Below are 22,491 nucleotides of genomic sequence, written 5' to 3'. Positions count from 1 at the left end.
AGCGGCATCTTTCCGGCTGAAATACTCCGGGGCAAGCTGACCGTGAAGCCAAGAGGGGAGGCACCCTTCTGTTGCGTCCATTTGCACCGCCCCGCACCATAAATCTTGAGGCTCCCCGGTCTTGCCGCTATGCGGGGCGCAAAGGAGACACAGATGCCGCAGTTTCTGAACACCCGTGACACCGGTTTCGAACAGTCCTTCACCGCGCTCTTGGGGGCCAAGCGCGAGGACAGCCCGGATGTGGATGCCATCGTTGCCGGGATCATCGCCGATGTCCGCGCCCGTGGCGATGCTGCGCTGGTGGAGCTGACGGCGAAATTCGACCGGTTGCAGTTGGAAGCCGCGCAGCTGCGTTTCTCGGATGCGGAGGTGGATGCCGCCATCGCTGAGGTCTCCGCGGAAGAGCGCGAGGCGTTGGAGCTGGCGGCAGAACGCATCCGCGCCTACCACGCACGCCAGATGCCGGAAGATGCGCAGTGGACGGACGAGACCGGCGCAACATTGGGCTGGCGCTGGTCGGCGGTTTCGGCGGCGGGGCTTTACGTGCCGGGCGGGCTTGCGTCCTATCCTTCCTCGGTGCTGATGAACGCCATCCCTGCCAAGGTCGCGGGTGTGCTGCGGCTGGCGGTCACCGTGCCGGCGCCGGATGGCCGGATCAATCCGCTGGTGCTGCTGGCGGCAAGGCTCGCAGGAGTTGATGAGATCTACCGCGTTGGAGGCGCCCAGGCCGTGGCGGCGCTGGCCTATGGCACGGAAACCATCGCTCCGGTGGACAAGATCACCGGTCCCGGCAATGCCTTTGTGGCGGCTGCCAAGCGGCGGGTCTTTGGCAAGGTCGGCATCGACATGATCGCGGGGCCTTCGGAAATCCTGGTGATTGCGGACAGGGACAACAACCCGGATTGGATCGCGCTCGATCTGATGAGCCAGGCCGAGCACGACGAAAGCGCCCAGTCGATCCTGATCACCGATGATGAAGGCTTTGGCCGGGCGGTGGCAGAGGCAGTGGACAAGCGGCTGGAAACACTGGAACGCCGCGCCATTGCCGCCGCGTCCTGGCGGGATTTCGGGGCGGTGATCACCGTGCGGGACCTGGAGGAAGCCGCAGCGCTATCCAACCGCATTGCGCCGGAGCACCTGGAACTCTGCGTCGCGGATCCGGCGGGATTGTGCGAAAAGACGGTGCACGCAGGTGCCATCTTCCTGGGCCAGTACACGCCGGAAGCGATCGGTGATTATGTCGGCGGACCGAACCACGTGCTGCCGACGGCCCGCTCAGCGCGGTTTTCCTCCGGCCTTTCGGTGATGGATTTCCTCAAGCGTACGACGCTCAGCCGGATGACCCCGGATTCGCTGCGGGCAGTTGGTCCGGCGGCAGAGGTTCTTGCGAAAAGCGAAAGCCTGGAAGCGCACGGGCTGTCCGTCACGGCCCGGCTGGATTCGCTGAACGATTGAGCGCCGCAGGGGCGCTGCCCCTCTGCGCGCGGTGCGCGTATTCACCCCGGGATATTTTCAGCCAGATGAAAGGGATCCGCACCCCGGACCGGCCGGGGCGCTTCACCTGGCGCGGTCATCGGCGTCCCGGCCTGTACCGCAGGCGCGAGGGGAGCTGGCGTGGTGAAACATCCGTATCTTTTTCTGGCCCCAAGTATCCCCGCCGGAGGCATCAAGTCATTTTTTTCGGAAAAATGACGCAGAATTCAGTAGTGGGAGGTGTAGCCGCCATCCACTGCCAGCACTTGCCCGGTAATGTAGGAGGCGGCAGGGGAGGCGAGCAGGAGGATGGCCGGTGCCAGTTCTTCCGGCTCGCCCCAGCGGCCGAGGGAGGTGGCCGCCTTGAGTTTTTCCGTTATCGCCGGGTCGGCTGCCGCGGCCATGTTCGGGGCAGTTTTGAAAAAGCCGGGGGCGATTGCATTCACGGTGATGCCCTTGGGGCCAAGCTCTGCCGCCAGCGCCTTGGTCATGCCGTTGATGCCGGCCTTGGCAGTGGTATAGGCGGCGTCGCCTGCCTGGGCAATGAGGCCTGCGATCGAGGAGATATTGATGATCCGGCCATAGCCCTTGGGGGCCATTTGTGCGGCCGCCAGCTGGCACAGGCGGAAGGGGGAGACCAGATCGGTCTCCCACAGTGCCTGCAGATCGGAGCGGCTGAATTCCGGCAGGCTGCGGCGGTCGCGCTGGCCGACATTGTTGACCAGGATGTCGAGCCCGCCTGCTGCGGCAATTGTTGCCATGGCCGCAACACAGTCATCCTCCGCGGCTACGTCCAGGACCAGGGGGCGGGCGGTTTCCGGCATCCGGGCCAAGGCGCCTTCGACCCGTTCCCTGCTGCGCCCGTTCACCCAGACCTCGGCTCCGGCTTCAGCCAGCAGCCTGGCGGCGGCAAAGCCGAGCCCGTCCGTGGATCCGGTTACCAGCGCACGCTGGCCTGCGAGGGAAAACTGTTTGAGCCCTGTCATCATCCTGTCTCCTGCTGCGGGCAGGCTGAGCGGGCAGAGGCAGCCTGTCAAGCGCTGCCGCAAACAGCCCTTGCCTTGACGCCTGCTGCTGCATTGCCCCGGGCGCGCCGGTGCGATACTCATGGCCGGACGCCTCAGCGCATTTAGAGACAAAGACCCATGAGCCGCATCAGCCACATTGAACTGGACGACCGCAACCTGCCGCCTCCGACGCCTGAGATCGAGCAGGAGCGCAAGGTGGCGATCTATGACCTCATCGAAGAGAACAGCTTCACCTTGCCGTCCCGTGAGGACCGCGATCTGCCGGACGGCCCGTACCATCTGGGCCTGGCGATCCGCGACAAGCGGCTGGTCTTTGATATCAACACCGAAACGGGCGAGAAGGCCGCGGAATTCCACCTGTCGCTGTCGCCGTTCCGGCAGGTGGTGAAAGACTACTACCAGATCTGCGAAAGCTATTTCACTGCCGTGAAGACCATGCCGCCCAGCCAGATCGAGACCATCGACATGGCCCGGCGCGGCATCCACAATGAAGGCAGCCGGGTGCTGCAGGAGCGGCTGGAGGGCAAGGCCGAGGTCGACACCGACACCGCCCGCCGGCTGTTCACCCTGATCTGTGTCCTGCATTTCGGAGGCTGACGGGTGGAGGAGCTGCCGCAGTCCGTTCTGTTCTGTTGCGACCACAATTCGGTCCGCTCTCCGATGGCTGAGGGCATCATGAAGAAATTCTACGGCACCGGCACCTATGTGCAGTCGGCGGGTGTCAAGAACGATATGGAGATCGACGGTTTCTCCATTGCGGTCTGTCAGGAAATTGATGTCGAGCTGTCCCGGCACCGGTCGCGCTCCTTTGACGAAATGGAACGCTGGGGGGACGATCTGTCGTCCTTTGATCTGGTGGTGGCGCTGTCGCCCGCCAGTCAGCGCAGGGCGCTGGAGCTGACCCGTTTTTTTCACCTCGATGTCGAATATTGGCCAATTATGGACCCTACCGGGCTCGGCGAAACACGGGATGCCAAGTTAAACAGCTACCGGCAAACCCGGGATCAAATCATCCAGCATCTGAAAGACCGCTGGGGCGAACCGACGGAGAGAACATGACCGACACCATCGCGCGCTATTTCGCAGCCTTCAATGCAGGCGACACGGCGACCATGCTGGACTGCCTGGACGACAACATCGCCCATCACGTGAACGAGGGGCAGGTCCGCGTGGGCAAGGAAAAATTCGCTGATTTCTGTGCCCACATGGACCGCTGCTACAAGGAAGAGCTGACCGACATGGTGATCTTTTCCGCCGCGAACGGCACCCGGGCCGCGGCCGAGTTCATCGTGAACGGAACCTATCTGGCAACCGACGAGGGCTTGCCTGAAGCGAAAGGGCAGACCTACCGGCTGCCTGCCGGGTCGTTCTTCGACCTGAAGGACGGCAAGATCTCCCGCGTGACCACCTACTACAATCTTGCGGACTGGACCGCCCAGGTGTCCGCCTGATGGCCATTCGGGTCGAGGCAATGACCGGCGCGGCATTGGAGGCCGCGCTGGATGATGTCGCCCGTCTGCGGATCAAGGTGTTCCGGGCCTGGCCGTATCTGTATGACGGCGGCCTCGCCTATGAGCGCGCATACCTGCAAAGCTACCGGGACAGCCAGCGGGCCGTGGTGGTTGGCGCCTTTGACGGAGACGTTCTGGCGGGCGCTTCCACAGGGGCACCGCTCGCCGACCATGCGGACGATTTTGCTGCCGCCTTCGAGGGCGCCGGCATTGACCTGGAAGAGGTCTTTTACTGCGCCGAATCCGTGCTGCTGCCGGAGTACCGCGGGCACGGAGTAGGCCATGGCTTCTTTGATGCGCGCGAGGCGCATGCCCGCAAGCATGGCTTCAGCAAATGCGCTTTTTGCAGCGTGCAGCGCCCGGCAGACCACCCGTTGCGGCCCGCGGATTATGCGCCGCTCGATCCGTTCTGGCGCAAGCGTGGCTACGCGCCGCTTGAAGGGGCCGTCGCGCATTTTTCGTGGAAGGATGTGGATCAGGCCGAGGAAACGCGCAAACCGCTGCAATTCTGGATCCGGGACCTGTAAAGGAAGCAGGCGCTTGAAAATGCGCCTGCTTTGTTGCTGTCAGACGCCTTCGGGGCGCGCGGCCTGCACCTCCTCCAGCGCGATTTTCTGCTGGGCGGCATACAACTTCACGGAATCGCGGGCGTCATCAAAGGCGCGTTTGGCGCCTGTCACTGCTCGGGCAGCCGAGGACATGGCTTTCTTGTTGTAGTCCTCCTGCTTGAACTGTTTGAAGTTTTCGCTGACTTCCTTGAACAGCTTGGGCAGGGCGTCCTTCACATTCTTGGCGTGCACGTTGATCTTGAAGGCCTTGTTCAGCTCGCGGATGCCCTTATCGGCCTGGGCTTCAATTTTGGACCGGTCGGCGCCTTCCTTGCCATGAGCGGTTTTCCAGGCCTTTTTAATGGCTTCCAGTTTGCCGAGTGCATTGTCGATGTCGTTGGAAATATCCTGACAGGCTGCTTCGATCTTCTTGGCGCGCACTTCGGCCGCGTTGATCTCCTTGAGGATCAGTTTTCGGTTTTCTTCATGCTCCGTCTTGAGCTTGGCCAGGTGCTTGTCGGTTTCCTCATTGGCCTTTTCGCGCTTCAGCTGCTCTTTCATCTGCTGAACTTTGATCTTGTCCGCATTGCGGGCCAGCTCAGCGGCCGCGTCTTCGCGCTTTTCGATCAGCTTGGCATAGGCCAGGCACAGATCCCGGCTGTGCGATTGCAGCTTGCCGCACTTGCCGCGGGCCTTAAGCATTGCATTCGCCAGCATGCTGAAGGCCTGAACAATCTCAGGCATTTTGTCGAGATCCGCCTTGGCCGGATTGCCGGATGGCGGAACGCCCATTTTTTCAAGCAAATCCATACACTTGCCAACGCCGCTGCCCTTGCAGGACCCGGCGCGGTATTCGCGCCAGAACTTGGTGCGGAAGCCCTTCTTGGGGAGGTCGGCAATAACACTCTTCAAATTCTTGTCATCAAGCTTGGTTGCCAAGGGAGTGATCCTTTTCAATAAGTTAAATGGGCAGCTGCGCCTGAGAATGGCCAAATTGGCGCGCAGCACCAAGATATAACGCAGCCCGGAGATAATTCCGTTGCAAAAATGTGATCCGCTTTCGAATACAATTGCAAACCCTCTCAGAGGCCGGGGCAAGGCGGGCTGTTCAGCACGCCTTGCGCAGGGACAGATTGCAGGGCAATGCTTCTGTTACGCCGGACGCCCGGAGCGGCTGAGGATGCCTGTTGGAGACCGCTGATGAAAATCGCCACTGCCGCTTACCCGCTCGACTGGCTCGACAGCTGGGCACAGTACGAAGACAAACTGGCCGCCTGGGTGGCGGAGGCCGCCGGCAACGGGGCAGAGTTGCTGGTGTTCCCGGAATACGGTGCGATGGAGCTATCCACGCTCGATGGAGCTGCGGTTGCAGGCGACTTGGAGCAATCCATCCATTCGGTCTCGGAAAAGATGGAGGAGGCAGCGGCGCTGCATCTGAAACTTGCGGCCGGACACGGCGTGCACATCCTGGGCGCTTCCGCGCCGGTGAGCGGCGGGCTGGACCGCCCGGTGAACCGGGCAGAACTTTACACGCCGTCCGGTGCCCGTGATCACCAGGACAAGCAGATCATGACCCGCTTTGAACGGGAGGACTGGGGCATTGCCGCGGGCGGGCCGCTCAAGCTGTTTGACACCAGCCTGGGCAGAATCGGTGTGCTGATCTGCTATGACAGCGAGTTCCCTCTGCTGGGCCGTGCGCTGGCGGAGGCGGATGTGATTCTCGTGCCCTCCTGCACCGAGGCGCTGGCCGGCTACTGGCGGGTGCGCATCGGTGCCATGTCGCGGGCGCTGGAGAACCAGTGTGTCACCGTCATGGCATCGATCATCGGGGCCAATGAATGGTCCGAAGCTGTGGATATGAACACAGGCATGGGCGGCATTTTCGGCCCTCCGGACAAGGGCTTCCCCGGAACCGGGGTGCTGGCCGAGGGCAGCCTGAACCAGCCGGGCTGGACCTATGCCGAAGCCGACCTGGAGGCGATCGCCCATGTGCGGGCCGATGGGGGGGTGCTGAACCGGCTGCACTGGGAGGAGCAATTGCCGCGGGCGAAAACGGTCACAAAGGCCGCTCTTTCCTGATTGGGCCCTTGAAATATTGGAAAAATGACCCCATTTAAGCGCACGTCCCGCAGTTTGCGGGTTAACCCAATGATGGAGACAACATGGCCAAGGAAGATACGCTCGAATTTCCCGGTGTCGTGAAGGAACTCCTGCCTAATGCGACGTTTCGGGTCGAGCTGGAAAACGGCCATGAAATCATCGCGCATACGGCAGGCAAGATGCGCAAGAACCGCATCCGTGTTCTGGCCGGCGACAAGGTCCAGGTGGAAATGACCCCCTATGACCTGACCAAGGGCCGGATCAACTACCGCTTCAAGTAAGCCGTTGACCGTCCAAGAAAAACCAAAGCCCGGCTCCGTGCCGGGCTTTGGTTTTTCAGGGCGGCCTTGGGGCTGCTGCCTCCGGCGGGAGCATTTCCGGCAGCGTGAAAGAGCAGGGCGCTCTTTCACGCTGCCGGAATTCACCGTATGACAGGCGGAAACGGTATAAGAGGGCCACGGCATGGCGTTCATTTTGGGATCCGGCAGCCCGCGGCGGCTGCAACTGCTGGCGCAGCTTGGAGTGCGCCCTGATGCGGTGCGCCCGCCGGAAACAGACGAGACGCCTCTGAAGGGCGAACTTCCGAGAACTTATTGCGCGCGGGTGACACGGGAAAAAACGCAGGCTGTAGCTGCGGGGGCAGAAGATATTGTTCTGTGTGCCGACACCACCGTGGCTCTGGGCCGCCGTATCCTCGGCAAGCCGCGCGACGCAGGCGAAGCGGCTGAGTTTCTGCTGGCCTTGTCCGGGCGCCGCCACCGGGTCATCACTGCTGTGGCTGTGCGCCGCGGCGGCCGGGTGTGGGAGAAGGACGTGGTGAGCCAGGTGAAGATGAAGACCCTCTCGGATGAGGAGCTGAACGCCTACCTCGCCTCTGGCGACTGGGAAGGAAAGGCCGGAGCCTATGCCATCCAGGGGGCTGCCGGAGCGTTCATTCCCTGGATCAGCGGCTCGTTCACCGGGATAGTCGGGTTGCCGCTGTCCGAAACTGCAAATCTTTTGCGCGCCGCCGGGCTGCAGTTGTATCAGGAGGCTGCCGCATGAAAGGCCGCACCATCATTCTCGACCACATCCAGGACCGTGAAGCCGCCGCGCTGATGGTGGACGGCAGGCTGGAAGATTTCCTGATCGAAAGCGATGCGCCGGCCCCCGGCACCATCTACCGCGCGCGTGCCGACCGGCCGGTAAAGGGGCAGGGCGGTATGTTCCTGACAACACCTGACGGACCGGCTTTCCTGCGCCAGGTCAAGGGCTTGGCGCCGGGGCAGATGATTCTGGTTCAGGTCTCCGGCTATGCCGAGCCGGGCAAGGCCATCCCGGTCACCCAGAAGCTTCTGTTCAAGAGCCGTTATGCCATCGTCACCCCGGAGGCGCCGGGGCTGAACATCTCGCGCAGCATTCGCGACGAGGACGAACGCGACCGGCTTCTTGAGATTGCGCATGAGGAAATGGACGCTTCGGGCTACGGGCTGATCCTGCGCTCGGCCTGTGCAGGGGCGGACAGCGGCGATATAGCCGAGGACGTCGCGGCAATGGCGGCGATGGCGGCGCAGATCATGCAGGATGACGGTTCACAGATTGAGGTTCTGGCCGAAGGCGACACACCGCATCTCCTGGCCTGGCGTGACTGGGTGGAGCCCGCGGAGGTGGAGCGCGATCCCGGCGGGTTTGAACGCCTTGGTGTGATGGACGCGCTGGAAGTCGCCCGGGGCATCCGCGAGCCGCTACCGGGCGGCGGCTTCCTGTACATCGAGCCGAGCCGTGCCTTGATTGCGGTGGATGTAAACACAGGCCTGGACACTTCGCTGGCAGCAGGGATCAAGGCCAACATGGCGGCGGCCAAAGCTTTGCCGCGGGCCTTGCGTGTCCGGGGTTTGGGTGGTCAGATCGTGCTGGATCTGGCGCCGATGCCGAAAAAAGACCGCCGCGGCTTTGAAGCGGCCCTCCGCGCGGCATTCCGGGCCGATACCGAGGAGACGGTGCTGGCCGGCTGGACCAATCTCGGAAATTACGAACTGCAGCGCAAACGCGGCCGCATTGCCCTGCGGGAAGTGCTGAAATGAGCTGTCCGATTTGCGGCGGCGAAACGCAGAAGGTGTATCGGCCATTCTGTTCCAAGCGCTGTGCTGATATCGATCTGGGTAGATGGTTCAATGGCGTCTATTCAGTGCCCAGTCAGGCTCCTGAAGACACTGAAAATATAGTGGAAGAAGCGGAGCTAAGGCGGGCTGGAAGAGAAAAGCCGCCTCAGGTCCGCCATTAGTGATTTTCTTTCAAATAGCCTCTGGACACCATCATTTTTAGAGCATAGAAGGCCCCCACCCAAGGCGAACAGCCTTCCCATGCCCGGGTAGCTCAGGGGTAGAGCAGTGGATTGAAAATCCTCGTGTCGGTGGTTCGATTCCGCCCCCGGGCACCATTACTTCAGCTAACACATTGGTTTTGCTCCAGCTTTTTGAACATGCAAGGAGCCGTAGACCATGTCGTAGACCATTTCGCCTGCGTTCACCTTCGTGAACGATGGCGTTTTCTACTTCAGCCGCCGCATCCCCAAAGACCTGAAGAAGCACTACACCTCACCTCGCATTGCCTACTCATTGCGAACGCGGTCTGCTCGCATCGCTGAAGCGCGGGCCAGAAGAGCCGCCGATCGGTTGGATGAGTACTGGTATCACCTCCGCTCAAAGGATGTGGAACTGCCGGGCAAGCATATGCTGAGAATGCAGTCAGAGGGACGTGTCGTAGTCAGTGCAGCAGCTCCTGAGATTTCCTCTTCATCTGTTCTTTTGTCCGAAGCTGTCGGCATCTACCTGTGCCTGAAAGGGCAAGGACGACCAGAGACATTCCATCGTGCAGCGGAACGATCTTGCGGTTATGTCATCGACGCCTGTGGTGACAAACACCTCGACGCCTTCACCAAGACCGATGCCAACAAGTTCAGGGATGCGCTCATCGAACGTGGATTGGCTGGCAGCAGTATAACACGCATATTTGGGACCGTTCGCGCGGTCACAAACTTCGCAGCCAGTGAGCTTGGCCTGACCCTGACCAATCCTTTCAACGGGGTCTACTACGACCGAGAGGCTGGCGTAAGTGATCGCAACCCAATCCCAGCGGATGCACTCAAAGTGGTTCAGGGCCAGTGTCGCCAACTGGACGATGACATGAGGTGGCTTGTAGCGCTCGTTTCGGACACGGGAATGCGGCTTGCTGAGGCCGCAGGAATGGCGAGACAGGACATTGAACGGCGGTCAGACGGTTCTCTGGTTGCCTGAGTGCGTCCACACCCGTGGCGGCGTCTGAAAACCAAGGGCGGTGAGCGTGTCGTCCCGTTGGAGGGGCAAGCCAAGTGGGCTGCAGAGCGTTTGCTGAGCGAGGTCGTTGAAAGCGATTTCCTCTTCCCGCGGTACAACAGAAAGCCTCAAACAAATGCCAACGCTGCCAGCGCTGCACTGAACAAATGGATAACCGGACGGTCCGGTATGAGTGGCTCGACCTCTACATCTTCGAAAGCATCGACGCGGTGCAGCAGATTGCCACCGCATGGCTGTGGTCCTGCAACAATGAGCGCCCCAATATGGGCAATGGCGGGATGACCCTCGCCCAGAAGCTGAAGATGGCCGCGTAAATTCTACGACCAAGCCCCCGTAAAAATGAGGGGATTAGCGTCCGTCCCGCGCATTATCACCCCTGCCGAAATTGTGCTCAGATTGAAGCATGTTCCTCAGACCGCGTCGAGAGCCGACTTCTTCAGCGGCCTGTTAGGGCTTGGTCAAAAGATAACAGCAGGTCTCGACGTCGAATCCATCGACTTTGTATCCCTTCGCGAAGGCTGAAGTCATTTCTTCCCGCACACGAAGCCGCTCGGAAATTGCTGCGTCAAGATCTGAAACCAGCAGCCTGTCCAGGTTTTTGGGAACTTCTACTGTCATGGTTTCTTCTGCCGCGTAGGGAGTGACAGTTTTCCGACCTTTTGCCTGTGCGTCAACGCGGGGAGCAGTGAGGTTCCAGTCGACCAGAAGGCGGTCCGAGGGAACACCAGCATTTATGCCTGCCATTTCGCCGTAATAATCTTCGTAATAGGTGCTGGCTGAACCGCCCAGGCGGGCGATATTCAGCCCGGCGTTGATACGGCGCAGCGGATCGAACGTCCAGCGCACCAGTGTGATGCCGCGTTCCAGGCACCAGTCGCGCTGGAACCATTTCAGCCTCATCCCCAGGCCAAGGCCCCGGCTGTCGGGATGCACGGCCAGCCGGTGCGAATGCTGGATATGCGGCTGGCTGGTCGGAAACCCGAATAGGAACCCCAGCATGCGCCCATCCTTGAAGGCACCCGCGACAAGCCCGCCTTCGTGCTGGATCGCCAGCATCAGATCAGAGTTGTCCGGCGGGTCGTCCTTGCCCCAGACCTCTTTCTGAAGCCACTCCGCGTGCTTCAGTTCGGCCACGCCGTGCAGTTCGCGCAGAACCAGGCCAGAGTTCACCATGTTCATGCGGTTATTTCCTCGGCGTGATCCGTGACAGACCTGAGGTAGTCCCGGTCCAGAGTTACTCCTATGCCCGGCCCCTGTCTGGGCACCGGCATTTCGCCATTGTGCGCCTCGAGCGCTTCGTTGGTGATGTCGCGGTCGAAATAGCGGCTGGCGCTGGAGGTGTCGCCGGGCTTAGTAAAATTGGCGAGCGTTGCCAGGTGGATGTTGTGCGCCCGGCCAATGCCGCTTTCCAGCATGCCGCCGCACCAGACCGGCACGCCGAAGGCGGCGCAGGTGTCGTGGATGGCGCGCGCCTCGGCAAAGCCGCCGACGCGGCCGACCTTGATGTTGATGACCCGCGCGGCGCCGGTTTCCAGCGCCTTGCGCGCATCGCCGGCGCTGCGGATGCTTTCATCGAGGCAGATCGCGGTTCTCAGCTGGCGCTGCATCTTGGCGTGATCGTGAATGTCGTCATGGGCCAGCGGCTGTTCGATGTAATCCAGCTGGAAGCCGTCCAGCGCCTGCAGAACCGGAAGATCCGCCAGCCCGTAGTCGGTGTTGGCATCGACGGTCAGCTTGATGTCAGGGTATTCGGCCCGCACCGCCTCGACGATACCGACATCGTGGCCCTGCGCGATCTTCAGCTTGGTGCGCTTGTAGCCTTGCTCCAGCGCCGCGCCGACCCGCTCCAGCGTGGTCTCCACCGGCGCGATGCCTAGGCTCACGCCGACGTCGACATGATCGCCGGTGCCACCCAAAGCCGCCTGCAAAGGCAAGCCGAGGCTTTTTGCCCAGAGGTCCCAGAACGCCATCTCGACCACCGCCTTGGCCATGCGGTTGCCTCGCCAGGGCGACAGGACCGGCTGCAGATCATAGGGCGAGGCAAAGCGCTTGCCGACGATCTGTGGCAGCAGCACTTCGCGCAAAAAAGTCATCGCGCCGGAAATGGTCTCCTCCAGGTAATCCGGCGCCGGGTCCATCACCGCTTCGGCCACGCCTTCGATCCCTTCGCCCTTCAGCACCAGCAGCGGAAAGGTCTTGGCGGTCATGGTGCCAGAGGAAATCACGAAGGGGGTCAGCAGTGGCAGACTGACGATGCGCAGCTCGGCGCTCTCGATGCGGATGCCCTGGTGCAGCGGGGCGGGAGAAATGGGGGCGTCACTGGACATATCTGAAACCTGAATAAGGGCCGGGATTACATCGCCTTGGCGATGAACCGGCGGAATTCTTCTGTTTTGGGATTGGTGAACATCTCTTCGGGCGGGCCTTGCTCAGCGATGCGGCCCTCGTGCAGAAAGACCACCTCAGAGGACACCTCGCGGGCAAAGCCCATCTCGTGGGTGACGACGATCATCGTGCGTCCCTCGGCGGCAAGATCCTGCATCACCTTCAGAACCTCGCCCACCAGCTCCGGGTCGAGCGCCGAAGTCGGCTCGTCGAACAGGATCGCGTCGGGCTCCATCGCCAGGGCGCGGGCGATCGCCACGCGCTGCTGCTGGCCGCCGGACAGCTGTGCGGGGTACATCTGCATCCGCTCCTGCAAGCCAACCCGCCTCAGCAGCATTTCGGCGCGGTCGCGGGCTTCAGCCTTGCTCTCGCCCTTGACCTGGACCGGTCCTTCCATCACGTTTTCCAGCACCGTGCGGTGGGTCCACAGGTTGAACTGCTGAAAGACCATGCCCAGCCGGGCACGGATTGCCTCGATGTGGCGCGCGTTCCGCGGCTTGCCGTTCCTCACCAGGATCTCTTCGCCGTGCACGGTCACCTTGCCCGAGGTCGGTGTCTCCAGAAAATTCAGGCAGCGCAGGAAGGTCGACTTGCCCGAGCCGGAAGACCCGAGGATCGAGATCACGTCATGGTTCCTGGCTTCCAGAGAGATCCCTTTCAAAACCTCGAGATTGCCAAAAGATTTGTGGATGCCTTCGGCTTTCAGAATGGTATCCGGAGCGCTCATGCCCGTGTCTCCTTCAGGGGCTGGACGGCGGCTGGGACGGGGTGCCGGACGTCGATGTGGCGGCTAAGGCGGCGTTCGGCCTGCCGCCAGAGCAGGACAAAGATCGCGGTGATGCAGAGGTAGATCAGCGCGGCCCAGAGATAGACCGAGAAGTCGAAGGTGCGGGAAAACACCTGCCGGGTGCGGCCCATCAGGTCAAAAACGGTGACGACGCTGGCCAGGGCGCTGGCCTTCATCAGCAGGATCACCTCGTTGCCGAGAGCAGGCCAGGCGATGCGGTAGGCATGCGGGAACACCACCCGGCGCAGCGTCTTGAACCGGCTGAGGCCGATGGCCCTGGCGGCTTCGATCTCGCCGCGGGGCACGCCTAGGATGCCGCCGCGCAGGATTTCGGTCTGATAGGCGGTGGAGTTCAGCGCAAAGGCCAGCAGCGCGCAGTTGAACGGGTCGCGGAAGAAGCTCCACAGCCCCCAGTCCTGCAGCAGCGGCCGGAACTGGCCGGACCCATAGAAGATCAGGAACAGCTGCGCCAGGATCGGAGTGCCGCGCATGAACGACACATAGATCCGCAGCGGCGCCTGTGCCATTGGTGCCGCATGGACACGGACCAGCGCAAAGGCCGGGGACACAACCGCGGCGATCAGCGCGCCTAGCAGCGTCAGTTTGATCGTCATCAGGGTGCCGTCCATTAGCCGGGGCCAGTATTGCGCAAGTATTTCCAGGGGGTTCATCTCAGGCCCTCCGGATGCCGCGGTTGGCGCGGCGTTCCATCTGCGCCAGCACCAATTCGGACAGAACGCACATTGCCCAGTAGATCAGGCAGGCCAGCAGGTAGAAGGTAAAGGGCTGTTTGGTCACGCCCACGGCCACCTTGGTCATCCGCATCAGATCATCCAGCGCAATGACCGAAACCAGCGCGGTATCCTTCAGCATGTTGATCCACAGGTTGCCCAGCCCCGGCAGGGCAAAGCGCCAGACCTGCGGCAGCTGGATACGCAGAAAGATCTGGCGGCCGGTCATGCCGATGGCCCGCCCCGCTTCCACCTGGCCCTGGTCCAGCGACTGGAACGCGCCGCGCAGGACTTCGCCTGCAAAGGCACCGAACACCATGCCGAGCGCCACCACACCAGCTGCAAACGGGCTGAAGCCGATGGGAGAGGCCTCCGGTGCCCACCACCGCAGGGCCGCATTGATCAGCAAGCCGGCGCCATTGTAGACCACAAACAGCGTCAGGATCTCGGGCAGGCCGCGCATGATGGTGGTATAGCCGACCCCCAGAAACCGCAGCGGCCGCGCACGGGACATCGAGGCAAAGGCGGCCAGAAAGCCAAGGCACAGGCCGACGGGCAGGGTGGCGATGGCCAGCTGCACCGTGATCGCCAGCCCCTGCAGGATTTCGTCCCCCCAGCCGGCATCACCGTATGAGAACAGTTCAAACATGGATGACCTTTTCAGGCTGGAGGGACCAGGCAGGCGCCCCGGTTACTTCATCGTGTAGACATCGATGTCGAAATACTTGTCGTTGATCGCCTTGTAGGTGCCGTCGGCGCGGATCTCCGCCAAGGCGGCATTCAGCTTCTCGCGCAGCGGGTCATCCTCCTGGCGCACGGCAATGCCGACACCGTCTCCGACAAAGGCCGGATCAGTGATCGGCTCGCCCGCCAGTTCGCAGCAGCTGCCGTCGTTGCTCTTGGTGGTCCAGTCCAGCATCGGCAGCATGTCCCCGACCTGCAGGTCGATGCGGCCCGAGGCCATGTCGAGGTTCACCTCGTCCTGGGTCGGATAGAGGCGGATGTCGGCATCGGGATATGCGGCTTCGATGTAATCGGCCTGGGTGGTGCCCGATTGCGCGCCGATCACCATGCCGGACAGCGCATCGTTGGTGAATTCGGTGACTTCAGAGCCTTTCGGCATAACATGGGTCATCGCGGCCAAGTAATAGGGATCGGTGAAATCGACCTGCTTCTTGCGCTCTTCGGTGATGAACATCGAGGCGATGATGAAGTCATACTTGTCGGCCAGAAGACCGGGGATGATGCCGTCCCAATCCTGCGCCACCACTGTGCATTCCTCGCCGATGCGCTTGCACAGCTCCAGACCGATCTCAACATCGAAGCCGGCAATCTTGCCGTCGGATTCGATGTAGTTGAACGGCGGGTAGGCGCCCTCGGTGCCCAGCCGCAGCCCGTCCGCCGAGGCTGTGCCGACGGCCATCGCGGCGGACGCCAGGGCGAGGGTCAGTGTCGTCTTCAGTGTCATGGGGGTCCTCCTGTCGTTCCCAAGTTCTGCTTATTTTTCGATGGCGGCGACTGGATCGCCGACATGGCCGGTGAAGCGGCCGTAAAGTCCGGCAATCCGGTTCAGGCGTTCTTCGACCTGGGGTCCCAGTTCCATGCACACGCCGTTGATGATGAGATTGGACAGGCTTGCCATCTGCGCCGTGGAATCCCAGAACTGATTGAATTGGGTCGGCACGGCAAATACCTCGTCGGCGGCTTCGCGGCCCCAATCGCAGAACACGTCAGTGATCAAGGTCACCGGAATGCCGAAGTTCTTCGCGTCGCGAGCCAGAAGCTTGGCCAACCGGGAATAGCGGCGGGCCTCAAAGATCACCAGACAAGCCTCCCGGTCGGAGGCCAGTATTTCGGCAAAGTTCCCTCCCGCCAGGTCAATCAGGGTTACCTGGTCGCGAAGGTATTGCATCTGGTTGGCAAAATACTGGGCAAGCCCGCGCTCGGTCTGGAAACCGGCCACATAAACGTGTTGTCTTCTGGCCAGCCTGGCAACAACATTCTGCCATTCGGGGGACCGGGCATATTCATAGATCCGCACGACTGCCGCGATTTCCAGTTCCATCCCTTGAGAAAGATGGCCTTCGTCATCGCGGGCGGTTTCCCGCAGTTCATTCAGCCGGTCGCTGACCAGCCAGGGGTGGTCGCCCAAATCGTCCTTCAGATGTTCCTTCAGGTCCTTGAAGCTGGCGTAGCCGATGCCGCGGCAGAAGCGGCCGACGGTGGCTTCGCTCACACCGACTATTGCGGCTAGGCTTGCTGCGGTCTCGAACGGCACCTGCTCTAATGCGCTCAGCATGTAATTGGCAATCGCCCGCTCGGCTTTCGAACCGGTTTCGAGGGCATGGGTCAGTTTGGAGCGGACAGGGGTGGGCAAAATAGCGGACCTTGCGATGGTGATGAGCCGTAAAGTCGATTTGCAAGAAAGCTATCATTTATTCAATTTATGTCAATAAACTTGCATAATGTTTCGAAAGCATTCGGGTAAGTCGTTGAAAATTTTCAATCTTGTCGGACCAGATTCTCTGGTGTTCTGCAGCCAGGCGCAGCGACGGTGCCGTTTCCGTACTCGGTTCTGTTGCGTTATTTGGGACGTTTTTGGAGCCCGTTGCGGTCCCGACTGCCCTTCTGGCGTAAAGCAAGCAGCTTTCTAACAGCAGACGTTGGTTATCAGCGCTGCGAAAGCCTGCGAGCCGCCCAAACCACCGAGCCTGACGCAACCGGCCCATGGACAAAGCCGCTCCGCGGCATTGGCGCGGGTGACTGGTGTTCAGCGAGGATTCTGACAGTGGTGCATTTGGGAAACGGCATTTCTGCCTGACGATTGAGGCCTTCTCAATCATCAGACAGGAGGCTCCCATGGCAGAGGAGAGATCGACTCCGCTTCGAGAGCGGATGATCGAGGACATGCGCATCCGCGGGATGGGCGCCAAGGCGCAGAAAGCGCATATCCGGGCAATCAAGGATCTTGCCATTTTCCTCGGGCACCCGCCGGATACCGCCACACCGAAGGAACTCCGCGCCTATCAACTGCACATGACGGATTCAGGGGTAGCGCCGGCGACTTTCAACGCCCGGATCGTGGCGCTCAGGTTCTTCTTCGGTATGACTTGCGGGTGCGAGGAGATGAAGCGCTACATGCAGTTCCGCACCCAGCCCAGGAAGTTGCCTGTTGTCTTCAGCGTGGAAGAGATATCGGACATCCTGATGGCGGCGCCGGGGCCCGGGCACAAATACCGTGCCGCGCTCAGCATCTCCTACGGCGCGGGGCTGCGGGCCGCCGAGGTCTGCAACCTCAAGATCGGCGGTATCGACAGCGACCGGATGCTGATCCACGTCGAACAGGGCAAAGGGCGGAAGGACCGGAACGTGATGCTGTCACCCGGGCTTCTGAGCTTGCTGCGCGACTACTGGCGCGAAGCGCGGCCGGAAGGCTGGCTGTTCTCGGGCAAGCCGAAGATCAATCCGATCTCGCCGCGGCAGCTGAACCGCGCCCTCACGTCAGCGAAGAACTTGGCCAGCATCAAAAAGGCCGCCTCTCTGCATGCCCTGCGGCACAGCTTTGCGACTCATCTGCTGGAGGCCGGCACCCCCTCTCGGCGGCATCCTGCGGATGCGCCTGCCGGGCAGCGGATGTCCGGGTCATTCAGGTGCTGCTCGGCCATGCCAAGCTGAGCACGACGGCCCAATACACCCACGTCGCCACCAAGACTATCCGTGACACGGTCAGCCCCTACGAGATGCTGGCGCAGTTGCAGGATCAGACATTCAAGAGAAGCCTGAAGTGACGGGGCGCCGAGGTGTCCCGCCCGGGGCTGGAGATTGCTGATATATTCCGTGCCCATGGTCCCGCGTGGCGGCGGGCCAATGCAGGGCATGCCAGCCTGACCCAGCTCAAGGTGATGGCGGCCATCGAAGCCTGCAGGACCGAAGCGCTCGGCGGGCATGTGGCCGGGCGCGCCGAACGCGGCCATCGCCACATCGCCTATAATTCCTGCAAGACACCATTGCGCTGCAGGCGCATGCAAAGCATGCTGCCGGGAGTGGGGCACTGCCCGAAGTGCCAAGGACCAGCGGCGCGCGACTGGATGGAAGCCCGCGCCGAGGATCTGCTGCCCGTGGAGTATTTCCACCTGGTCTTCACCCTGCCGGCAGAGATCGCCCGGATCGCCTACTGGAACAAGCGGGCGGTCTACGGTCTGCTGTTCCGGGCGCCGGCACAAACGGTCATGACCATCGCTGCGGACTCCAAGCGCCTTGGCGCACGGGCGGGCATGGCCAGCGTGCTGCATACCTGGGGATCGGCGCTGACCCATCACCCCCACATCCATATGATCGTGCCCGGCGGCGGCCTGTTGCCGGGCGGCACAAGAGGGATCGCCTGCCGGCCTGGGGTCTTCCTGCATGTGCGGGTCCTGTCGCGCTTGTTCCGGCAGCTGTTTCTGGAGGGGCTTATGGCGATTCACCGCGCCGGGGAACTGGCCTTATTCGGCGGCCTGGAACTGCTGGCGCAGGCCGATGCCTGCGCAGGGTGGCTGGCTCCTTTGCGCAAGTCCGAATGGGTGGTCATCGTGCCGGAGGCGCGTCTTTGACACGACGCCAAACCGCCCTTCGGAGGCCCTGAAGCCGTGCTCGCCTATCTCAGCCGGTACACCCACAGGGTGGCCATCTCGAACCGCCGCCTCGTCAGCGCCGACGCGGGCACCGTGGCATCCCGTTGGCAGGACTACCGCATCAAGTCCGGCGACCGGCAGAAGGTCATGCGTTTGGCCACGCCCGAGTTCATCCGCCGGCTCCTGATCCACGTGCTCCCCGATGGGTTCCACCGCATCCGGCACTACGGCTTGCTCGCCTCAGCGCAGCACAAGGCCAACATCGCCCGGTGCCGTGCCCTGCTCGGAGCAATGAGCCCGGCTCAAGAACCGCCAGAAGCCGCCGAGGTCCTCCCGCTCACCCTGCGTGAGCCATGCCCGTGCTGTGGCGGCACAATGCACATCATCGAGATCTTCCGCCGCGGGCAAAATCCCAGGTCCCGCGCACCACCATGGGAGGAGGCGGCATGACGAAACGCCCGTCAGCCCGGTATTGGGAACACCGTGCAGCCGCAGTGGCCCGGCTGCCTCCAACCGCAGGCCCCTCCGTCAGCGCTCTTTCCCAATAGACAGCCCCAAGAGCCCCGCGGCTTCCACCTTGGGAGGCTTTCCAACTTGGGCCGATGTCGCGCCAAGCCGCACCCTCACACCGCAGCCCGCATCAGAAAACCTTCACCATACCGGACTTTCGCCCAACCCTCAGGCTCCGCACTGCAGCTTCACCGAACCGGTTCTCTGTTTGCGGGATCGTCAAGCACGGGTTCTATTGCCGTTCGGGGTCCTGGTTCTCTACGAAGTCGGTGTTTCCGCTTCCTGATGGCGTCCGGGAGCTGACCAGCCAGAATGTCATTCGCGAAGTGAGCAACGTGCTCCTTCAACCGCTTATGACTGGCTTGATCCGCCGCCGTCCCGAAGGACGCTGAACCCGCCCTGTCTCTTGTGGGCGGGGTCTCAGTTGGCTGTCAGGTAATGAGCTCCCTTTCTGGTTCAAAGATCGTGCCATCGCGCCAGATGGACATCATGACGACGGCGAGTTTTCGGGATGCCGCGACAGCAGCTTTCTTGAAGCCTTTCCGGTCTTGCAGCCTCTTGGCCCAAGCGCGCAGCTGTGATGGCTTTCTGACCTGGGTGATCAAGGTGGTGGCCGCGGAGCAGAGCAGTCTTCGCAGATCACGATCTCCGCATTTTGATATCCGGCCGGACCAGTCCATGTCTCCGGATTGGTGCCGCCGCGGCGTGAGGCCGAGAAAGGCGCCGACGTCCCTCGATCTCCGGAAACGCTCCGCATTGTCGAGGGTAGCGATAAAGGACAGCGCGACGACAGGCCCAACGCCCGGGACGGTCATGAGGCGGCGGGCAAGGCCGCTCTGGCGCGCGATGAGCCTGAGATCGCCGTCCATCGCTTCCGCGGCTGCGCACAGCACCCTGTGGATCGGGATGAACATATCCGCCATCAGGCCGAACGCCGGGTCGGCCTGGCCTGCCTCTGCGAGCTGGTCGCGGAAGCCCTGCCGCAGGTCTGCCCGGCCTACTGGCCCCATGCAGATCCCGAAAATCTTCAGCACGCCGCGAACATGCGCTTCAAGGTCCTTGCGCATCCTGATCAGGCGCTCCCGTGCGCCAATAAGAACGCGAACCCGCTCCGACGCCTCGCTTCTGATGTGAACCCGGCTGAACCAGCCCGTGCGGGCCAGATGCGCCAGCTCTTCGGCATCACCGGTATCGGACTTGTTGATCCGCCCAGACAGCGCCTTGTGCGCCAGACGGGCATCAATGCAGATGATCGGAAGGCCGCGTTTCTCCAGCTCGCGGGAGAGCCAGATGGCCAGGATGCCGCTCTCATGCACGATCCGCTCGGGCTTGGCGGAATGTTCGGAAATGAACAATGCAATCTCGTCCGGATCCGAACTGGTTTCGCCGCGCGCAAGCACCTCGCCATCTTCATCGACAACACAGATCGACACGGATTTGACGGACACGTCCAGACCAACATAATGCAACATGGTCGTTCTCCTTCACGGCTGGTTTTGCTGAGGCCGATCTTATCGGACCTCGTTCGCCCTGGGAGAGCGGCCGCCGCAAACACACCATGTCATTCGCCGCATGTGCGAGGTTGGCAAATCAATGGAAGCCCGCGCCGCGGGACTTTCCTGCCATTCGCTGCGGGTGCTCAGTTTCCGCTGCGGTCGCGAATCGCTGTGAAGAAGGGAGAGAAGCGGTCCCTCGCCGCGCGCGCGAGCCAACCATTTCGCAACATCGGAAGCCGCCATTCAAGCCCCCCCGAAGCTTGGCTGCCTTCTGCACTGCCGAAAGCCCATCTCGGATGCAGACGAAACGCCAGCATGGGTATAGAAAAACTAATGGCGCGAGCGACAATTTCTCGTTTGAGTGGTGTGTTCTCTGCCTGTAGAGCCGCTCCAGCCCAAGTGAGGGCTCAGAGAATGAGGCAGACATGAATTTTTTTATAGCCGCAGCAATCACGCTGCTGTCATTCCCAGCCGCGCTTGCCGCCGCGCCCCGGACCGACGCACAAATGCAAGAGCTGGCTGAAAGCAGCTTCGCTTCCCTTATCGAGGAATACAACGTGCCCGGGCTGGTTGTCGGTGTGACGCACAGCGGGCAGACCTACTATTATGCGGCGGGCCTTGCCTCCCGTGAGGGCAATATTGCTGTGTCCCCGGATACACTTTTCGAGCTTGGATCGGTGAGCAAACTGTTCAACGTCAGCCTGGCCGCCTTGGCCGAAGCGCGCGGCGATATGGACCTGAACGAGCAGGTTTCCGAACGGTTGCCGGACCTTGAGGGCAGCCCTTTCGGGAACTTGTCGCTGATGGATCTCGCAACCCACGACTCCGGAGGGCTGCCCCTGCAGGTGCCTGGAACCGTAGCAAGCTCCGAAGGCCTCGTGGAGTGGCTGGCCGATTGGCAGCCAAGCGACACAGGCTCCCGAAGCTACTCGAATATCAGCATCGGTCTCTTGGGGCATATCACAGCCAATGTCTTGTGTATGGGATATGCGGATACGGTGGAGCAGGACCTGTTTCATGAAATGGGCCTGCAAAACACCTGGGTGAATGTCCCTGAAGAAGATATGGATCGCTACGCCTATGGCTACGACCGCAAGACGGACCTTCCTATCCGGGTCAATCCCGGGGTTCTGGATGACGAAGCTTATGGCGTGAAATCCAGTGCGCGCGACATGATGCGTTTTCTGGACCTCAATTTGGGGCACGCTGAGGCTTCCGGCGACCTCAGCTCTGCTCTGGAAAGAACCCGGCAGGGGCTGGCCCGGACTGACGCCTACGTTCAGAACATGATCTGGGAGCAGTATCCCTGGCCGGTCAGCATGGAACAGATGATCAAGGGCAACAGCTATGCCTATATCCTGAAGCCGCAGCCGATGGAGAAGCTCGATCCGCCTTTGCCGCCGCAAGAGAATGTCATCCTCAACAAGACCGGATCGACCAATGGTTTCGGCGCCTATGTTGCCCTCCTGCCGGGAGAGGATCTGGGGGTGGTTGTTCTGGCAAACCGGAATATCCCGAACGAAGCACGCATCCGGGCGACCTACGCCTTCATTCAGCGCATACTTGCAGATCAGCGGTGATGTGAACTGTACCACCGCTTCACCAAGTAGCGGCGGCGCCGGTTTTGAAAGGGGTGTGTGAATGAAAAAAGTGTTTCTCGGGCTTGTCCTGCAGCTGGCTTGTGCCCCGCCGCTTGCTGCGCTCGATGCGTGGTCTTTGGAGAAATGCAGCATCTACACAAAGGCTTGGCGCAACTATGATGCGGGGCGCCCTGAGCTCGGCACGGAATTTCGGGCTTCAAACGAAGCGTTCATCGCAAGCGGCTGCCAGGCGCGGGTTTTGGCTTGTCCCGAAAATGATACCGAATTCGAAGTTGCAGATCAGCTCAGCTGGATCATGGTCATCGAGGGTGCGCCGGGTTCATTCCTGCCCTTTTCCTGCAGCCGGTCTGCGCAAGAAATCCGCTGATGCCGTTGCGGCTTCTCAACTTGCAGT

General features: G+C 61.6%; 23 protein-coding genes, 1 tRNA gene and 3 pseudogenes. 17 read left to right on the top strand and 10 right to left on the bottom strand.

Annotation, left to right across the window (positions count from 1 at the left end):
• Positions 1 to 153: 153 nt before the first annotated feature.
• Positions 154 to 1,455 carry a histidinol dehydrogenase gene (hisD, locus tag OKQ63_RS18485; protein ID WP_264211487.1) on the top strand — a complete coding sequence of 434 codons (1,302 nt, stop codon included), beginning with the start codon at positions 154 to 156 and terminating at the stop codon, positions 1,453 to 1,455.
• A 245-nt stretch (positions 1,456 to 1,700) separates the two neighbouring features.
• Here hisD and OKQ63_RS18480 read toward each other — a convergent pair whose 3' ends face one another.
• Positions 1,701 to 2,459, bottom strand: coding sequence for an SDR family oxidoreductase (locus OKQ63_RS18480; protein ID WP_264211486.1), 759 nt, complete (start codon positions 2,457 to 2,459; stop codon positions 1,701 to 1,703).
• Positions 2,460 to 2,618: 159 nt separating this feature from the next.
• On the opposite strand from OKQ63_RS18480, the gene OKQ63_RS18475 reads away from it, so the two are divergent.
• The 4 genes from OKQ63_RS18475 to OKQ63_RS18460 are packed head-to-tail and all read left to right on the top strand — an operon-like array spanning position 2,619 to position 4,539.
• Positions 2,619 to 3,098, top strand: a complete 480-nt coding sequence (locus OKQ63_RS18475) for a UPF0262 family protein (RefSeq protein ID WP_264211485.1) — start codon at positions 2,619 to 2,621, stop codon at positions 3,096 to 3,098.
• 3 nt (positions 3,099 to 3,101) lie between these two features.
• Positions 3,102 to 3,560, top strand: a complete 459-nt coding sequence (locus tag OKQ63_RS18470) for an arsenate-mycothiol transferase ArsC (protein ID WP_264211484.1) — start codon at positions 3,102 to 3,104, stop codon at positions 3,558 to 3,560.
• The gene (locus OKQ63_RS18465) at positions 3,557 to 3,952 is read left to right on the top strand and encodes a ketosteroid isomerase-related protein (RefSeq protein WP_264211483.1); all 396 of its coding nucleotides are present in this window, start codon (positions 3,557 to 3,559) and stop codon (positions 3,950 to 3,952) included. The genes OKQ63_RS18470 and OKQ63_RS18465 overlap by 4 nt, the downstream gene beginning before the upstream one ends.
• A complete protein-coding gene (locus OKQ63_RS18460; RefSeq protein WP_264211482.1) occupies positions 3,952 to 4,539 on the top strand; it encodes a GNAT family N-acetyltransferase in 588 nt (195 codons plus the stop codon). Before OKQ63_RS18465 ends, OKQ63_RS18460 begins: the two co-directional genes overlap by 1 nt.
• Positions 4,540 to 4,578: 39 nt before the next feature.
• Here OKQ63_RS18460 and OKQ63_RS18455 read toward each other — a convergent pair whose 3' ends face one another.
• Positions 4,579 to 5,499, bottom strand: a complete 921-nt coding sequence (locus OKQ63_RS18455) for a hypothetical protein (protein ID WP_264211481.1) — start codon at positions 5,497 to 5,499, stop codon at positions 4,579 to 4,581.
• 261 nt (positions 5,500 to 5,760) lie between these two features.
• Here OKQ63_RS18455 and OKQ63_RS18450 point away from each other — a divergent pair, with 261 nt between their 5' ends.
• From OKQ63_RS18450 to OKQ63_RS18415, 8 genes and pseudogenes are all read left to right on the top strand, one after another.
• Positions 5,761 to 6,639, top strand: coding sequence for a carbon-nitrogen hydrolase family protein (locus tag OKQ63_RS18450; protein ID WP_264211480.1), 879 nt, complete (start codon positions 5,761 to 5,763; stop codon positions 6,637 to 6,639).
• Between the two features lie 83 nt (positions 6,640 to 6,722).
• Positions 6,723 to 6,941, top strand: a complete 219-nt coding sequence (gene infA, locus OKQ63_RS18445) for a translation initiation factor IF-1 (protein ID WP_005978431.1) — start codon at positions 6,723 to 6,725, stop codon at positions 6,939 to 6,941.
• A 181-nt stretch (positions 6,942 to 7,122) separates the two neighbouring features.
• Positions 7,123 to 7,704: a Maf family protein gene (locus OKQ63_RS18440; protein ID WP_264211479.1), complete on the top strand. Its 582-nt coding sequence runs from the start codon at positions 7,123 to 7,125 to the stop codon at positions 7,702 to 7,704.
• On the top strand, positions 7,701 to 8,723 hold the full coding sequence (locus OKQ63_RS18435; protein WP_264211478.1) for a ribonuclease E/G: 1,023 nt from the start codon (positions 7,701 to 7,703) through the stop codon (positions 8,721 to 8,723). Before OKQ63_RS18440 ends, OKQ63_RS18435 begins: the two co-directional genes overlap by 4 nt.
• Positions 8,720 to 8,923, top strand: coding sequence for a DNA gyrase inhibitor YacG (locus OKQ63_RS18430; protein ID WP_264211477.1), 204 nt, complete (start codon positions 8,720 to 8,722; stop codon positions 8,921 to 8,923). Before OKQ63_RS18435 ends, OKQ63_RS18430 begins: the two co-directional genes overlap by 4 nt.
• A gap of 81 nt (positions 8,924 to 9,004) precedes the next feature.
• Positions 9,005 to 9,079 (top strand) — tRNA-Phe (locus OKQ63_RS18425).
• A 94-nt stretch (positions 9,080 to 9,173) separates the two neighbouring features.
• On the top strand, positions 9,174 to 9,935 hold the full coding sequence (locus OKQ63_RS18420) for a DUF6538 domain-containing protein (RefSeq protein WP_264211476.1): 762 nt from the start codon (positions 9,174 to 9,176) through the stop codon (positions 9,933 to 9,935).
• Positions 9,936 to 10,126: 191 nt separating this feature from the next.
• Positions 10,127 to 10,288 (top strand): annotated as a pseudogene (locus tag OKQ63_RS18415) (integrase core domain-containing protein); the annotation flags it as partial.
• Between the two features lie 133 nt (positions 10,289 to 10,421).
• Here OKQ63_RS18415 and OKQ63_RS18410 read toward each other — a convergent pair.
• Genes OKQ63_RS18410 through OKQ63_RS18380 form a run of 7 tightly spaced genes read right to left on the bottom strand, consistent with a single transcriptional unit; the run spans position 10,422 to position 16,254 of the window.
• Positions 10,422 to 11,153, bottom strand: a complete 732-nt coding sequence (locus OKQ63_RS18410; RefSeq protein ID WP_264211475.1) for a GNAT family N-acetyltransferase — start codon at positions 11,151 to 11,153, stop codon at positions 10,422 to 10,424.
• Positions 11,150 to 12,301 (bottom strand): o-succinylbenzoate synthase, encoded by a 1,152-nt coding sequence (gene menC / locus OKQ63_RS18405; RefSeq protein WP_264211474.1) that lies wholly within the window; start codon positions 12,299 to 12,301, stop codon positions 11,150 to 11,152. Before menC ends, OKQ63_RS18410 begins: the two co-directional genes overlap by 4 nt.
• A 26-nt stretch (positions 12,302 to 12,327) precedes the next feature.
• Positions 12,328 to 13,086 (bottom strand): ABC transporter ATP-binding protein, encoded by a 759-nt coding sequence (locus OKQ63_RS18400; RefSeq protein ID WP_264211473.1) that lies wholly within the window; start codon positions 13,084 to 13,086, stop codon positions 12,328 to 12,330.
• Positions 13,083 to 13,817 (bottom strand): ABC transporter permease, encoded by a 735-nt coding sequence (locus OKQ63_RS18395; RefSeq protein WP_264211472.1) that lies wholly within the window; start codon positions 13,815 to 13,817, stop codon positions 13,083 to 13,085. Before OKQ63_RS18395 ends, OKQ63_RS18400 begins: the two co-directional genes overlap by 4 nt.
• Before the next feature lies 1 nt (position 13,818).
• On the bottom strand, positions 13,819 to 14,526 hold the full coding sequence (locus tag OKQ63_RS18390; RefSeq protein WP_264211471.1) for an ABC transporter permease: 708 nt from the start codon (positions 14,524 to 14,526) through the stop codon (positions 13,819 to 13,821).
• A 42-nt stretch (positions 14,527 to 14,568) separates the two neighbouring features.
• Positions 14,569 to 15,345: an ABC transporter substrate-binding protein gene (locus OKQ63_RS18385; RefSeq protein ID WP_264211470.1), complete on the bottom strand. Its 777-nt coding sequence runs from the start codon at positions 15,343 to 15,345 to the stop codon at positions 14,569 to 14,571.
• Between the two features lie 30 nt (positions 15,346 to 15,375).
• Positions 15,376 to 16,254, bottom strand: coding sequence for a MurR/RpiR family transcriptional regulator (locus tag OKQ63_RS18380; RefSeq protein WP_264211469.1), 879 nt, complete (start codon positions 16,252 to 16,254; stop codon positions 15,376 to 15,378).
• A 482-nt stretch (positions 16,255 to 16,736) separates the two neighbouring features.
• Between OKQ63_RS18380 and OKQ63_RS18375 the strand changes: the two are divergent.
• Both OKQ63_RS18375 and OKQ63_RS18370 read left to right on the top strand, forming a co-directional pair.
• Positions 16,737 to 17,665 (top strand): annotated as a pseudogene (locus OKQ63_RS18375) (tyrosine-type recombinase/integrase).
• 12 nt (positions 17,666 to 17,677) lie between these two features.
• A pseudogene (locus OKQ63_RS18370) lies at positions 17,678 to 18,940 on the top strand (IS91 family transposase).
• Between the two features lie 491 nt (positions 18,941 to 19,431).
• On the opposite strand, the gene OKQ63_RS18365 reads toward OKQ63_RS18370, so the two are convergent.
• Positions 19,432 to 20,472, bottom strand: coding sequence for an IS110 family RNA-guided transposase (locus OKQ63_RS18365; RefSeq protein ID WP_264211467.1), 1,041 nt, complete (start codon positions 20,470 to 20,472; stop codon positions 19,432 to 19,434).
• Positions 20,473 to 21,002: 530 nt separating this feature from the next.
• Here OKQ63_RS18365 and ampC point away from each other — a divergent pair.
• The gene (gene ampC / locus OKQ63_RS18360; RefSeq protein WP_264211466.1) at positions 21,003 to 22,076 is read left to right on the top strand and encodes a class C beta-lactamase; all 1,074 of its coding nucleotides are present in this window, start codon (positions 21,003 to 21,005) and stop codon (positions 22,074 to 22,076) included.
• A gap of 61 nt (positions 22,077 to 22,137) precedes the next feature.
• On the top strand, positions 22,138 to 22,464 hold the full coding sequence (locus OKQ63_RS18355) for a hypothetical protein (RefSeq protein WP_264211465.1): 327 nt from the start codon (positions 22,138 to 22,140) through the stop codon (positions 22,462 to 22,464).
• Positions 22,465 to 22,491 lie beyond the last annotated feature (27 nt).

It is taken from the genome of Leisingera thetidis (genome assembly GCF_025857195.1).
GTDB classification, from domain to species: domain Bacteria; phylum Pseudomonadota; class Alphaproteobacteria; order Rhodobacterales; family Rhodobacteraceae; genus Leisingera; species Leisingera thetidis.
This window is presented reverse-complemented; position numbering and strand designations above follow the sequence as displayed.